Genomic DNA, 14,329 nt, shown 5'->3' on the forward strand with positions numbered 1-14,329 from the left:
AAATAGTTATGCTTAAGCGCGTTTGTTCTCAACAGATTTCATGCGGTTTTGATCGTCATCCTGCCGGTCATGACTGAATTCTTGTCCGGCTTCCACTTCTCCTTGACCGGAAACGCTTCGAGCAAAGTTAGTGAACTGCCTTTTATGCTCGTCCTGCTCGTGTTTTTGCTTAAGAAGTTCTTGTGGATCCTGATTCGTCATAATGTTAACCCTCCTACAAAATCAAAATAGTCTCCACATTATGAATTTTGCTGATGTTTGGATTCGTCTTGAATTTCTTCGCGGAATCCGGAAATGCTATGTTTACGACGCTCATTTTTTTCCTCGATCTGACCTTTTTCCTTTGCCGGAATTTCATCTCCGAATTCTTCGAGATAATCCTCGGCTTCCCTGTAGTTTTCGATCGTGTTCTGTACCGCATTTTGCAAATGCTGCACGTTATCCTCACGGTTATCCGGTTTGCTCATAGATCTCACCTCCCCAAAAATGGAATCCGTGCTATTTATCCGCACTACAGAAGTGTTCCATAAGAGAGCCAAGCTTATGCATGAAATTCATTCCCCTTTACGTCTATAATGTAGTGGTGAATGGCCTGTAACGGTTTTGAATACTCGTCCGAAATGCGTTACGCTCCCGAAACCCACTTTCCTCGCAATCACGTTCACCTTGAGGTTGGAGCGCTCAAGCTGCTGCTTGGCCTCCTTGATTCGTACACTATTGACGTATTCTACAAAAGCGAACCCTGTCGCCTCTTTGAAGGATCTGCTCAAATAATAAGGACTGATATAGAACTTATCCGCCAGCAAATGAAGCGACAGTTCCTCCATGTAATGTTCGTTGATATAACGGACAATCTCTGAAATCCGTTCATGCATGAGACTTGGTGAGGCCAGCGGTTCAGCGTCTTGCTGCCTGAAATATCTACAGCACATGATGAGCAGCTGCAAGGCAAGTGTCTGGGCATACAACTCGAATCCGCTTCCGCGCTCCTGCATCTCCTGCATAATGGCTCTGGTTTGCATTTCAATCAGCTCCCTGCTGCGCAATGAACCTTTTAGGATCAAATAATCCCGATTCAGCATGGGTTGAAGCGCTTCTTCATGCGAGCCATCCACTGAAAAATACTGCGCATGCATATTAATAATGAGACGCTCATGCTTCGGCCGTTGCGCATTGGTCGTGCGATGCAAAACGTTAGGAGCAATAATGACCACATCGCCCTCCAATATCGTAATGGTCCGGTCCTGAATGAAAAATTCGCGCTCCCCCGACATCAGGACATAGATTTCATACGTGCTGTGAAAATGGCTTACCGGCATATGATGGCTTAATGCTTTCCGGTGGGATACCAGAAATGTACTCTCCGGATTCTCAAAATATAGGTTCCCCATTGAACTGTTGCTCCCTTCCGTGCAGTACTAGATGTTTATATTATATCGCAAGAAATAAGAAGAAATATCCAGATTCCGCAAAAGATGTACATAATCCGGTGGTAAAATGGGAGTACAACCAATCAAGGAGGAAGGATACATGCAAACCACCTCATCTACCACAACGCCAATTCAATGGGCGTTAAAAGCCTGTGAAGCACTAATGGATACATTCGAACCGGAAAATCTTCCGCCAGACCGATTCCATTACCATCAGGGTGTCTTTTTATCTGGTATGGAGAAATGCTGGCGACAGACGGGAGAACAAAAGCTCTATGATTACATGAAGGGCTGGGTCGATAGTCAGATCCTAGAGGATGGCAGCATCAAAAAGTATAAGTCTGATGAACTTGATGACATCCAGCCGGGCGTTCTTCTCTTCACTCTCTACGAGCAGACGGGAGATGAATGCTACAAAAAAGCACTGTACACCTTGGTCCCATTGCTGAAATCCTGGCCTACGAATGCCTCCGGCGGATTCTGGCATAAGGGTCATTATCCAAATCAAATGTGGTTGGACGGTTTATATATGGCAGGGCCTATCGCGGTGCAATTTGCCGAAACCTTTGGTGAGAGCGATTACATCGACATGATGGTCTATCAGGCACTGCTTATGGAAAAACATACAAAAGACCCTGATACTGGATTGCTCTATCACGGATGGGATGAAACAAAAGAAGCCAAATGGGCCGATCCCGTCACGGGTCTTGCTCCGGAATTCTGGGGCCGCGCGATTGGCTGGTATCCGGTGGCTCTGCTTGAAATGTTTGAACACATGCCGGAGGATCATCCGGACAAAGAGAAGCTTGTCACCATTGTACAAGATCTGCTGATTGCGCTGACCAACTATCAGGATCCTGCCACCGGGTTATGGTATCAAGTCATCGACAAAGGCGATCGTCCGGATAACTGGCATGAAAACTCATGTACGGCACTCTTTGCACATGCCATTGCCAAAGCGGTTCGATTCGGATATCTGGACCCTAAATATTTGCAGTATGCCTGGAAAGGTTACCAAGGCGTTATTGATACATTAAAGTTTGACGAGAACGGGAACGTCATCATCGGCAACATCTGTATTGGCACGGGAATCGGCGATTATGCCCACTATATTGCTCGGCCGACCAGTGAAAACGATCTGCACGGGGCCGGCGCCTTCATACTCATGTGCGTAGAGATGAATCTGGCGGCAAAATAGGTTAAACGCAAAGAAGACAGGGACATCAGTCTCAGTCTTCTTTATTTTCTTTTTTTGTCTGATGAATGTAAGCCATGACGATATTAAACGGTTCTCCCCGTACGTTTCCAAAATGCTCTGGACGTTTCCTTCCGTGACATTAAGTTTGCCGATAACAACATTCCCATAATGACGATCACCCCGCCGACGATTTGGGAAATCAGCAGTTCCTGACCCACCATGACGGACAATATTGCAGTGAATATGGGCATCAAATTCATCGTAATACTGGCTTTCCCCGGCCCGAGTTCCTTAACGCCCTGGTTCCAGAACAGAAATGAGCCGATGGAAGGAAATAATCCCAGATAAATAATACCGGTTATACCAAAAGTCGTAATATTCTCCATATGCAGCGGCTCGAGGAATAACAACGGAATCATACCAATAACGCCGATAAAAGCTGTAAAACCTACGAACGTTATTGGGGGAAGATGCTGTCCTCTTTTGCCTACGATTGAATAGAGGGCCCATAAAAATACCGCCACCAGCATGATACCGTCTCCCTGGTTATAATGCGTACTGAATATCCCAAGCAAATGGCCTTTCGTCAGTACAGTCAGTACACCAAGGAAGGATAATACCAATCCTGCGCCCTGCCATCCGGTTATTTTATCTTTGAGGAAAACCAGAGACAACACAATCATTACGGCTGGAGTCAGACTATTAATCAAACTACCGTTAGTAGACGATGTGTGCTGCAATGCCGTGTATGTGAGGAGTGTGTAGGATACAACGCCTACCAGTGATAAGAATAGCAGAATGCCCCAGTTTTTCTTCCATACGTTCAGCCAATTTGGCTTTTCCACCAGCTGCGCAAGCGGAATCAATACGATTGCCGCAATCACCCATCTTAAGAAGGACGCCCAGGTCGGCGGAAAATCGGAGGTTACGGCCTTTCCAAACATCAAGTTTCCAGCCCAAAATAAATTAGCCGAGATCAAAAATAGCCACGCTCTTACTTTCATCATCCTCATTCTCCTATCCGCTTGTATTATTACAGATCCCCGAATCTAAAGTGCTATGGGTCAGTGAAATCAAGTACATTTTGTTTCGGGATTGTCTTTTCTGCTTTTCTATAAACATGATACAATACGCTTATATATAAATAAAATGAATATTACTTATGAGGGAGTTACCAAATTTGATATGAACAAATCTCTTCTGCAGTTGATCGTCACCATATCGGAGACCCGCAGCTTCACTCTCGCCAGCGAAAAAATGAATATGACACAGCCCGCAGTCAGCCGTGCAGTCACTACTCTGGAGCGTGATCTCGGAGTTACGCTCCTGATCCGAGACCGCCGTCGCGGTGTTGCACTCACACCGATCGGTGAACGCATCGTCCGGATTTTCCGAGAAATCCTGCAAGGCTATGAGAAAATCGATCAGGAAATCTCGAGCGAAAAAGGTTTGGAGATTGGCTCGGTCCGTATCGGTGCTTTTCCGGTAGCTTCGTCCTACTTTGTTCCAAAACTGATCCGTTACATGAAGCAGCAATACCCAAACCTGGAGTTCAGTATCATGGAAGGCACGATTGCGGAGGTGCAGGAATGGTTGGAGAATCGACAGATCGATGTCGGGCTGCTCATTCCTTCTGAAGAGACGACAGATTCGTTCCCTCTTTATCGTGAAGGCATATATGCTGTCATGAGAGAAGATCACCCTTTAACGGAGAAAGACATCATTCACCCTGAAGATTTGCGGGATGAGCCCATGCTGCTCTGGAAAGCCGGATACGAGCCGCCTGTCCTGAAGTGGTTTGAAAGTGCCGGAGTCACGCCACAAGTCGAGTACATCCTTTACAATTACAGAACATCACTTCAGATGATTCTTGCCGGGGAAGGTTTGGCTGTCATGTCCGAGTTGTCCCTCCTGGATTTGCCGCCGGGCATCTGTCTGAAACGTTTGTCACCTGAAGCCTATCGGGATATTCATGTCGCAACGAGTCCTGAGAATGAACGGACTTTTGCGGTAAATGCCTTTATTGAGGCTGCTCGAACCTTGTTCCCATTTGAAACGGATCGGAAGCCTTTAATTGATGTTTGAGCACATAAAAAAGGCCGCTATATTAGCGACCTTTGGTTGTAACTATGTTGTGTCTCTCCATTATGCTTAAGTATTAGTGGATATCTTTCTTTTTGAAGCTGCCGCCCTTAACTTCTGCTACATCGTACACAACTACAAAAGCATTCGGGTCAATTTCATGAATGATTTCTTTAATTTTGCTCTCTTCCATACGGTTGATCACACAAGTGATTTCCTTGAACTGTTCATTGGAGTAACCGCCGTATGCATCCGTATAGGTTGCTCCACGACCTAATCGGTCACGAATGGTTTCGACCATGATTTCGGGTTGATTCGTGATAATTTTAAACGTTTTGGAACCGCTCAAGCCTTCTTCAACGATATGAATGACTTTAGAAGCAATAAAATAAGCTAGCCCCGACAAAATGGCCCCTTGCAGACCAAATACAGATGAAACAACGATAAATACAAACATGTTTAGGAACAAAATTAGATCACTGGTACCAAAAGGGACTTTTCGTGAAAGCAGTACAGCGAGCATATCTATTCCGTCCAATGCCCCGCCGTTACGAAGTGCCAGACCCATACCAAAACCGATGATAATCCCGCCAACAACGGTAACCAGCAATGTGTCGCCTTCAATAATTGTAGGTACATGGTGCATCAGACTGGTACTTACTGCGAGTGAGGCAATACCGATAATGGAATAAAGCGCGAAACTTTTACCTATTTGCTTATATCCCAGCCATACAAAAGGTATGTTGATTATACCGATCAGCATCCCGAGTGGCAATCCAAACAATTGTGAACCCACGATACTCAGACCGGTCACACCACCGTCCGAGACATTGTTGGGGATCAATATGGCTTCTAGACCGTATGCCGTAATAAAAGCCCCGATGATAATCAATATTACTTTTGAAAATATTCTTGCCTTATTCGATTTTGGTTTCTTTCTTTGATGCATTCAATTTCCTCCTTGGATAACAACTCATAACGTATAGTTTATATTAATTATCACCAATTTGACAAATTTATCGCATTAATTATGACTGTTAGTATAGCTTTATTCGTTCGTGTTACCCATTGAAAGCCCCGTTAGTTTTGGCTCCTGTAAGACTTAAACCAAATAAAAAAGCCGCTAAATTAGCGACTTAATAGCAGATCTTTAGTTTGACTACAATCATTCATTCATTTGTCATTTAAGCCCTTGCCGTCAAGGATATGCGGAATGTACTTTTCGACTCTTGATTCCCGGGTCTTGGATTGTTTGGGTGAAGAAAAATGCATAATGTATGCTCTTTGGCGCCCTGGTGTCAGCCCTTCAAAAGCCGTTTTTAGATCGGGTATTTCAACGAATTTGTTGGCTAATTCCTCAGGTATGGCATACTCGTCATGTTTTTTGAGCTCAACTTGCAGACCTGCTTTTTCTATGTGGATAGCTTCCTCAATATAATCTTTGATCATCAGCTGCATTTCATCAATCGTTTGAGCATTGGTGAACCGAATCTGACGGGCCGCCTGTACGTTCTCTGTCTGTTGGATTAAGATCCCGTGAGGGTCTTTTAGCAAGGCCCCTTTGTGAAACAGCAGGGCACAATACTCCTTAAAACCGTGGATCAGAACGATATTTTTCCCGTCCAAAGTGTAGCAGGGATGCATCCACTTAAAGTCTTCAGTCAGCCCGCAATCAAGAACAATCTCTCGCAACAACCCGAATTCTTCTTTCCAAGTCTTGAGCTTGTTGAAATAAGGATCAATTTTTGTATTTCTTTCACCTTGTAACATCGAAACTCCCCCTTTAATTAAACCAAAACTTTCTCAAGCTCATCGCACCATTTACTCCAGCCATACTTGGCCCCGGCCAGTGCTTGAGGGTTGGAAATTCCGGTCTGTTCAAGATGAAGGTTTACCTTACCGTTTCCTAAGTCTTGTAAGGTCCAGGTGACCGTGTGCTTCTCACCACTTTCCCAAGTATAGGACAATCGATACGGTTCTTCCACGATCAGGACTTCTCCTTCAATAATGCCGTTCCAGTAATCCGTAGCTTGTGTGCGAAATTGAAAACGATGCCCAACGACTGGTTTGAAATCATTATCCATTCCTTGACCGGTGTGAATGTTGGCCACCCACTTGGCAAGCTTGCTTGAATCGGTTAAAGCTGACCAGAGTTTCTCGACAGTCGTCGTGTATTGATAATCGAGTTCTAATGTTAAACTCATTCTTCTTCCTCCTTTAATAATTGGTCCAAGCGCATCATATTTATACTCCAGAACTTGCTGTAAAAAGCCACCCAATCTTGAACTTCTTTTAATGGTGCAGCATTTAGTCTGTACCTCGTTTCCCTGCCGACTTTTCGGTCAACAACCAGATTCGCCTCTTTAAGAATGGTTAAATGCTTGGATACCGCTGTCCGGCCCATTTCAAACTGTGACGTCAGCTCATGAAGCGGTACCTCCTCTGCCTCTGTTAACAGCTGCATCAGTTGGCGCCGGGTTGGATCTGCAATGGCATCGAATACATCGCGAAATCTGAGGTTCTCACTCACACCACTTCCCTCCAATCTGCTGTATCAGAACATGGATGATACGGAGGATTTGTTTGTTTTTTATGTGACTCCTTATATGTTGTGATATGTTCTAATCAGACACCATTTGGTGTCGAATTGATTATATGACACCAATTGGTGTCATGTCAACAGCGTTTTAAACGTTTGCCTTTTAACATTTCATCCTATAATTATTGCTATATTCCCAGTAAAAAAACACCTCTTACGAGGTGTAGTGGCTGTATATTTACTAATTGGTGATGCTAAAAGATAGTTGTTTTATTCTACTGGCATGCGTAATGCCTCTTTCTCATAGGATTGAAATGCATCTTCCAAACCCATAATGACATCCTTAATCTTCATATATCCCTTGGTATACGGCTCCGAATCACGGATTTCTTCCCACATATAGTGATACTGTTTGATATTTTCGGTCTCACATACCACAAAATCAGTGTAGTCTTTGCCTGGCAAAGCCTCAGCATCAAAGAATCGCACACTAATCTCTGGACTGTACTTATTGATAATTTCCTGTAATGAGGCCGCATAGTTCCTGCGCTCTTCACGAGGTAGTGCTAACCAGGAGGGGTAAAATTCCAATAATACAATCATCATTTGCCGCATATTTCTGTCACCTCGTCTGAGTAATGGTTGTTTTGATACCATTTTAACGTGCCTAAATCAGGATGGCATTAACATAGGTTAATCACTCTAATGTAGTATTCGACTTAGTGATACAGGTGAGATACCTAAATAGGAAGCAATGTGATATTGGGGGATTCTCTTCTCCAGCCCTGGATATTTCACTAAAAAAGCTTGATATCGCTCTAACGCAGACAGGTATAATAATTCTCTTTCACGTTCTTCTTTTCGGATATAAAGTCGTTCAACGGCCGTTCTAACGAATCGTTCCCACATATGGCTTCGATCCATAAGCATCTTTAAGGCAGCATTGGGGATCTCGATCACTGTGGAATCTTCCATAGCCTGAATTGTATACATTGATGTAGACCCGGTTATCATTGCCCCGTAGGAAGTTGCAAAGTCATTTTCCAGCGTGAAGGCAACATTATATTCTCTTCCATCAGGCAATGTATAATACAGACGAAATAACCCATTTGTACAGAAATAGGCATGACTTACTTCATCATCTGATTGGACAATCGCAACTCCACTGGGAATACGCTTAACAGTAGTGGCATTCACAAACCAGTCCCATTCTGTAGATGATATGGAAGCTTGAGAAGCCATAGACTGAAGTGTTTGATAATATTGCTGCATAATGACCCTCTCTCTACCAGATTACGTTTCTCATGTATTATACAATTAATTCTTTGCAATCATCTGATCATAAGCAACTATGATCCTGTATCGGGACAAGAGCTGCTTTCATAAAACCGAAAAGCCCATAAAATTTGCGGCCATCATTGGGCTTCAACCCATTCCCCCTGCTCAAGTGCCTACATACAATACCCTAGACTAATGAACAGGAGTGATGTTGTATGACATTTTTACCTCCCTTTGGACCCGGTGGTGGGTTTGGTGGACCAGGAGGCATTTTCGGTCCTGGTGGCCCCGGAGGTCCTGGAGGAATGCCTGGGCCTCCCTCATTCCCTGGTGGTGGAGGTGGTGGACCGCAAGGCGTACAGCCCCCACCTGGGCCACCGCCTTCATTCGTTCCACAGCAATCCCCTTCCTTGTTTGCTGTAGATCCAAGAGCCATATCTGGTTGTCTGTTCCGATACACGTTTATTTGGCCGAATCGAGGTCCAGGCTTCTGGATGTACCCGGTTTTTGTCGGCAGAAATTCAGTAGCTGGTTTTCGTTGGAATGGTTTCTTCTGGCTGTACACCGGCATTGATCTGCAGCGAATCAGCTCGTTCAGCTGTTTCTAATACGTAAACACCCTGATTGTGGATGGATCTGCAATCAGGGTGTTTTACATTAAATCCAGATCATTGTGATACCAGGTAACCGCTCAGCCGACCAGTTGCTCACATTATATTTTCTTAATTCAGAGTCGATGCTACTTGTTAATGGAATCTAATGACCCCTTCATCTTGCTAGTCAACCAAAGCACAATAGGGAACACAATACCGAAGATCATGGCGTAGTAAGGCCATATTTGATTAAATTCAATGATGAATGAAATACTCGGCCAGATAAAATTGGCCATGGTTAACACAATCAGTATCAAAGGAACGAACAAAGCGTTGGCGCTTCGAAGCCGAAAAGCATCTGCCAGCCCCTGCGCAGAGATATACAGAAGCAAGGACAGCCGAAAAAAAATGGTCACAAACCAAACGATGGCAAGGATGATCTCAAATCGTTGAAGAAACTCGCCAATGCTTATGGTACGATCAATAAAAAACGTTGGAAACGTCAAATCGGCTACTACACCCGCGCTGATCACGGCGATGATTTGCAAAACCATGAAAAAGTACATGCCACCGCTAATCAGAGCACTTACGATCACCGATTTTCTCCACTTATTCGGGTCCGGGAAGTGATGTGCAAAAAAAAGATAAAGGACCGCTTCCAGATAAGGAAAAGCCAATAAATTAATGGATGCGAGAACAACAGGTTTCAGACCGTTCTCCAGGATAGGAAGAAGATTGTTCAGATCCGCATCCGAAAACAGTGTTATCCTGACCAACAAATATAGGGCCATAAGGAAAAAGAAAAGAATTTCGGCACAACGTCCAATGACAACCGGACCCGATCGGACGGCGCAATATACAGCTATAAGCATAATAAAATATATGGCATCATAAGGAGTTTCAGGCATAATGGACGTCGTGACGAAATCACCCAGATTTCGGAGCGTCATGATACACTCCAGAAACGGAAAGGCAAAAATGAAAACGATGGCAATCGCTCCGCCCATGGGTCCAAAAAGACTACGGAGATACTCCACAAAAGTCCTGCCCTTCATGTGTCTGACGATGGAAGTATAGAGCGGTATCAAAAGCAAATGAAAGGCCAGGGTAATGGGAATGGAAAGCCAAGCATCCTGTTTCGCGACAGAACTAAGAGCTGCTGGAAGCACCAAATAAGCGCTCCCTATTTGATACAGCACAAACCACATAGTGGCCTGCCAAACGGTCAACTTGGCATTCACTCCAATGCCCCCTTTTAAGATAATATTGTTGCAATGTACTGACTTACCGGTTGAAATATGAACTGGATCCCTATCAGCGGACTAGGCAGTTCAAGGTGTGCAATTTGCAGGACAATCAAAATGACGCCGATCGTAAACAATACTGAGCTAACTACAATTTCGCGGACATAACGCTTTTCCCTCAAATATTTAAATTCATATAACATAGCTAAGACCGAAATGATCAGTACCACATACAGCATGTACATTCACTCCTAATGTTGCGGTTCAGCGTCGATGGGATTAGTTATTTTCCCAACACGGTTCAAATGGAAATGGATATCAAGCTTTACCTCAAGCTTTTGAAATTTCTGCTTCCAATCCCCTCTCCATTGGTGCCATTCACGGGGGAACCGTTGGTGAAAAGCTTCTCCGAACCCAAATATGTCGGAACCAATCTGCTGTGCCTTCTGAATGCCTTCCATCAGGATCTGTTCTTGTTCATTTCTGGCTGCTTCCTGAAATTCATTAAAGGCCTTTTCATCCTTCAGGTCAGCAGTGCATGCAACCTCTCCGATGTTGGCTTCTGTTTCCACGACAAGAGTGATACTCGGTTCATTGTCTTTTATTTCCGGTTTAATTTTGACGTTGTTGCGAATGATCTCAAAAGCAAACTTCCCTTCTGAATTCGGACACCCGATGGAAGCTACAGAACTGGAAACACGGTTCGATATGTAGGTAAATGCCTTGCTCTTGGATTCTTCTATCCAGCCGATCAGGCGATCCCCCTGAAAGACACCAATTCCCGTAAATAAATAATTCGCATGCTGTGGTGACTTGGTCACATTATCCACGTTCAGACCTTTGTCCAGATTGTTCAGTCGAATGCCAGTCAAGACCGGCTCGATGCCATCTTTCTTCAAACGCTGCAGAAGGTCTTTGACATTGACCGCGGAAGTGGGCGCCCATGTCTTTTCAGACACATTCAAAGCTTTATACATATCCATTGCAGGTAAAACCTCGGTAGGAGCTACAAACGTAACGGCGTCCTTAGCCGAGCTGCCTCTGACAACGGCCAAATGAAAGTCAGGACGCACTTCATGGTCACGGAACAGAAAATCCAGCGGCTTCTTGATTCCTTTTTTTGCTGTATCCTCGTCGAAGATCACAAACTTCAAGTGAGACATATACATCTTCCTAGAGGATTCCGTTGTCAGTTTTCGAAGGGCTTCAAACAGAGTGCTCGCACGGCTGGAAAAAACGATTGTAGGTGACCGTTCCATTGCCCGATTACGAGACATTTGAGACGGATCAACCACTTGCAGACTGATCTCATACTGGTCATCTACGGTATCAATACCCATAGCCATCACGACGGATATTTCGTTTAACTCCTTACTATTCCAACAACCCGTAACAACGACCATAAGCAAGATGTATACTAGCACTGTGGACATGGTGGAACGGTACGAGTTCATTGGCTTACTCCTTTTGTTTATTGTGATGATTGGTTTTATTCCTAAATGGAAACCGTAGTATGGCATCACGCTGCTTGGACGATTGATAGTTGGCTATTGGACTCATATACGGCACACCGAATGAATGTAGACCATTTAAATGTACCAGGAGTATGAGGATGCCGACCGTCAAACCGTATACGCCAAACATGGCGGCCATTCCAATAAACACAAATCGTAATATCCGGATAGGAATAGCCATGGTATAGGACGGGATGACAAAACTTGAAATGGCCGTAATGGCGACGACAATGACCATAACAGGTGAAACAATGTTAGCTTCTACGGCTGCCTGGCCGATGACTATGGACCCCACAATCGAGACGGCCTGACCGACCGTTCGCGGCATCCGCAGACCTGCTTCTCTCAGGATTTCAAATATGATCTCCATAATCATGGCCTCAACAAATGCAGGAAACGGTACACCCTCACGCTGCGCAGATAAACTCAATAGAAGAACCGTAGGAATCATATCCTGATGGAATGTCGTTAACGCAACATATATCGCCGGAGCCAGCATACAGATGACCATGGAGATGTATCTGAGTATTCGAATGATACTGCTGTAAATGTAGGATTGATAATAGTCCTCCGCGGATTGGATAAAATCAACAAACACGGCAGGTGCCAGAATGACAAAGGGAGTTCCATCGACAAAAATCGCAATTTTCCCTTCCATTACGCCCGCTGCGATTGAATCTGGACGATCCGAGTTATAAAAGATTGGGAAAATAGTAAACTGCTTTTTCTCGACTAAACATTCCTCAAGGTACTGCCCTTCAAGCACGCGATCCACATTCATGTTTTTCAGTCTGGATACCACATTTAGTACCAATTCCTCATCGGCAACTCCATCCATATACATGACTGATATGTCTGTCTTTGTTTTCTCGCCAACCTTGACGCTCGTTAGCCGAACTCTTGTATCCTTCACCCTGCGCCGGACCATCGTTGTATTCGTACGCAAATTCTCCGTAAACGATTCTTGTGGACCGCGGATCACAGGCTGCGTCTTCGACTCCGTTATACTGCGTTCTTCCCATCCAGGCAGAGAAATGACCAATCCATCATTCATTCCATCGATTAATAGGAGCAATCCACCTGAAAGAATCTGATCCAACGCATCTTGAAAGTTATCAGTAAAACTTGCTTCACCAACATCAAGAACACTATCTTTTAAAAAAGCCAAACTGATATCATCCGAAGAAGTCTCGTGCAACGGACGAATGACATTATCCTGTACCTTCTGCATGTCTGTCATACCGTCCAAATAAAAAAGAGCCGCGTGGTAACTGCCTATGGTGATCTCGCGAATAACAAAATCAGAACTGTTTCCCATGAAGTCACAAATGAGATCCATATTTTTACGAATTTGCTTGTAAAATTCGTGTTGTAACTTCACTTTCACCAGCCCCCTTGGATATGTAGTATTGGTACTAATTCAAATAATAAACTTCGCAGCAGTAGAATCACCGGCATCCTCATCGTCTTACAGCTAAAAAAGACCGTCCAATTGGACGGTCATCAGGAGTACATATCTATTACAGCTTTATTCCAACCCTTTTTTGGCGTAATCGGTCAAAAATTCAACGGTTTGCGGATCATAGTGAGAAAAAAATGCACTTTCTTCTGTATCCAGAGCAGCTAATTTTTCCATATCCTGCGCGGTTAATTGAAAATCAAAAACGTTAAAGTTTTGCTCCATTCGATCTTTATTGACCGTCTTCGGAATAACGACCACACCGCGTTGAATGAGGAAGCGTAGAGCGACTTGTGCTGTCGACTTATTGTATTGATCCCCGATTTGTTGCAAAGTAGCATTACGGAACAGGTCGTTTCTTCCTTCAGCAAAAGGACCCCACGATTCAATCTGCGTATTGTATTTCTTCATAATCTCATGCGCTTTAACCTGTTGGTTAAAAACATGCGTCTCTACCTGATTGACTGCAGGTACAACCTCACTGAACTGTACAAGGTCGATATATCTGTCCGGATAGAAATTGCTTACCCCGATGGCTCTGATCTTACCAGCCTTATAGTATTCTTCCATTGCCCGATATGTCCCATAGTAATCATTAAACGGCTGATGGATCAGGAGCAGATCCAAATAATCAAGCTGGAGTTTTCTCAAAGACTCTTCAATAGAAGCTTTCGCCTTTTCATAGCCTGCATTGGAAATCCAGACTTTCGTCGTGATGAAAAATTCTTCTCTCGGCACGCCGCTTTTCTGAATGGCACGACCCACAGCTTCTTCATTACGGTAAGCCTGTGCGGTATCGATGGAACGGTATCCAACACTTATCGCATCAAGCACACATTTTTCACATTCGTCCTGATCTGGAATTTGATAAACTCCATAGCCGAGGATCGGCATCTGTACACCATTATTTAAAGTTACATATTCCATTCTTCATTCCTCCTATTCAGGCTAAACAAGACAATTTATAGTATAGGCAATCCATGAAACGCCTA

At 44.2% G+C, this 14,329-nt stretch carries 18 protein-coding genes; 3 read left to right on the forward strand and 15 right to left on the reverse strand.

The genetic code is table 11. The features are described from left to right. Positions 1-12: 12 nt before the first annotated feature. The 3 genes from ABGV42_RS06360 to ABGV42_RS06370 all read right to left on the reverse strand — a co-directional run bounded on the left by ABGV42_RS06360 (position 13) and on the right by ABGV42_RS06370 (position 1,391). Entirely contained in the window at positions 13-201 is a 189-nt protein-coding gene (locus ABGV42_RS06360; protein ID WP_347380904.1) for a hypothetical protein, read from the reverse strand. A gap of 38 nt (positions 202-239) precedes the next feature. Beyond that, complete coding sequence (gene tlp / locus ABGV42_RS06365) at positions 240-467, reverse strand: small acid-soluble spore protein Tlp (protein WP_347380905.1); 228 nt, start codon at positions 465-467, stop codon at positions 240-242. 87 nt (positions 468-554) lie between these two features. Further along, positions 555-1,391 (reverse strand): AraC family transcriptional regulator, encoded by an 837-nt coding sequence (locus tag ABGV42_RS06370; RefSeq protein ID WP_347380906.1) that lies wholly within the window; start codon positions 1,389-1,391, stop codon positions 555-557. Between the two features lie 139 nt (positions 1,392-1,530). Here ABGV42_RS06370 and ABGV42_RS06375 point away from each other — a divergent pair, with 139 nt between their 5' ends. Then, entirely contained in the window at positions 1,531-2,628 is a 1,098-nt protein-coding gene (locus ABGV42_RS06375; protein WP_347380907.1) for a glycoside hydrolase family 88/105 protein, read from the forward strand. An 83-nt stretch (positions 2,629-2,711) separates the two neighbouring features. Here ABGV42_RS06375 and ABGV42_RS06380 read toward each other — a convergent pair whose 3' ends face one another. Continuing rightward, complete coding sequence (locus ABGV42_RS06380; RefSeq protein ID WP_347380908.1) at positions 2,712-3,635, reverse strand: DMT family transporter; 924 nt, start codon at positions 3,633-3,635, stop codon at positions 2,712-2,714. A gap of 178 nt (positions 3,636-3,813) precedes the next feature. Between ABGV42_RS06380 and ABGV42_RS06385 the strand changes: the two genes are divergently transcribed. Further along, the gene (locus ABGV42_RS06385) at positions 3,814-4,713 is read left to right on the forward strand and encodes a LysR family transcriptional regulator (protein ID WP_347380909.1); all 900 of its coding nucleotides are present in this window, start codon (positions 3,814-3,816) and stop codon (positions 4,711-4,713) included. A gap of 73 nt (positions 4,714-4,786) precedes the next feature. Here ABGV42_RS06385 and ABGV42_RS06390 read toward each other — a convergent pair whose 3' ends face one another. The 6 genes from ABGV42_RS06390 to ABGV42_RS06415 form a co-directional block, all read right to left on the reverse strand. Then, positions 4,787-5,659, reverse strand: coding sequence for a YitT family protein (locus ABGV42_RS06390; RefSeq protein ID WP_127535726.1), 873 nt, complete (start codon positions 5,657-5,659; stop codon positions 4,787-4,789). Positions 5,660-5,883: 224 nt separating this feature from the next. Next, positions 5,884-6,480 (reverse strand): YdeI/OmpD-associated family protein, encoded by a 597-nt coding sequence (locus ABGV42_RS06395; RefSeq protein ID WP_347380910.1) that lies wholly within the window; start codon positions 6,478-6,480, stop codon positions 5,884-5,886. A gap of 17 nt (positions 6,481-6,497) precedes the next feature. Beyond that, complete coding sequence (locus tag ABGV42_RS06400) at positions 6,498-6,914, reverse strand: SRPBCC family protein (RefSeq protein WP_347380911.1); 417 nt, start codon at positions 6,912-6,914, stop codon at positions 6,498-6,500. Then, positions 6,911-7,240, reverse strand: a complete 330-nt coding sequence (locus ABGV42_RS06405) for an ArsR/SmtB family transcription factor (RefSeq protein WP_347380912.1) — start codon at positions 7,238-7,240, stop codon at positions 6,911-6,913. Before ABGV42_RS06405 ends, ABGV42_RS06400 begins: the two co-directional genes overlap by 4 nt. Positions 7,241-7,519: 279 nt before the next feature. Then, complete coding sequence (locus tag ABGV42_RS06410; RefSeq protein WP_347380913.1) at positions 7,520-7,864, reverse strand: darcynin family protein; 345 nt, start codon at positions 7,862-7,864, stop codon at positions 7,520-7,522. Positions 7,865-7,951: 87 nt separating this feature from the next. Continuing rightward, positions 7,952-8,521 (reverse strand): Crp/Fnr family transcriptional regulator, encoded by a 570-nt coding sequence (locus ABGV42_RS06415; RefSeq protein WP_347380914.1) that lies wholly within the window; start codon positions 8,519-8,521, stop codon positions 7,952-7,954. 221 nt (positions 8,522-8,742) lie between these two features. Between ABGV42_RS06415 and ABGV42_RS06420 the strand changes: the two genes are divergently transcribed. After that, the gene (locus tag ABGV42_RS06420) at positions 8,743-9,135 is read left to right on the forward strand and encodes a collagen-like protein (RefSeq protein WP_347380915.1); all 393 of its coding nucleotides are present in this window, start codon (positions 8,743-8,745) and stop codon (positions 9,133-9,135) included. Between the two features lie 131 nt (positions 9,136-9,266). On the opposite strand, the gene ABGV42_RS06425 is transcribed toward ABGV42_RS06420, so the two are convergent. The 5 genes from ABGV42_RS06425 to ABGV42_RS06445 all read right to left on the reverse strand — a co-directional run bounded on the left by ABGV42_RS06425 (position 9,267) and on the right by ABGV42_RS06445 (position 14,264). Continuing rightward, the gene (locus ABGV42_RS06425; protein WP_347380916.1) at positions 9,267-10,361 is read right to left on the reverse strand and encodes a GerAB/ArcD/ProY family transporter; all 1,095 of its coding nucleotides are present in this window, start codon (positions 10,359-10,361) and stop codon (positions 9,267-9,269) included. Positions 10,362-10,375: 14 nt separating this feature from the next. After that, entirely contained in the window at positions 10,376-10,603 is a 228-nt protein-coding gene (locus ABGV42_RS06430; RefSeq protein WP_347380917.1) for a hypothetical protein, read from the reverse strand. Positions 10,604-10,615: 12 nt separating this feature from the next. Then, positions 10,616-11,818 carry a Ger(x)C family spore germination protein gene (locus ABGV42_RS06435; RefSeq protein ID WP_347380918.1) on the reverse strand — a complete coding sequence of 401 codons (1,203 nt, stop codon included), beginning with the start codon at positions 11,816-11,818 and terminating at the stop codon, positions 10,616-10,618. 4 nt (positions 11,819-11,822) lie between these two features. Beyond that, positions 11,823-13,217 (reverse strand): spore germination protein, encoded by a 1,395-nt coding sequence (locus ABGV42_RS06440; protein ID WP_431523639.1) that lies wholly within the window; start codon positions 13,215-13,217, stop codon positions 11,823-11,825. Positions 13,218-13,406: 189 nt separating this feature from the next. Continuing rightward, a complete protein-coding gene (locus tag ABGV42_RS06445) occupies positions 13,407-14,264 on the reverse strand; it encodes an aldo/keto reductase (RefSeq protein WP_347380920.1) in 858 nt (285 codons plus the stop codon). Positions 14,265-14,329 lie beyond the last annotated feature (65 nt).

Source organism: Paenibacillus pabuli, from assembly GCF_039831995.1.
Lineage (GTDB): Bacteria > Bacillota > Bacilli > Paenibacillales > Paenibacillaceae > Paenibacillus > Paenibacillus pabuli_C.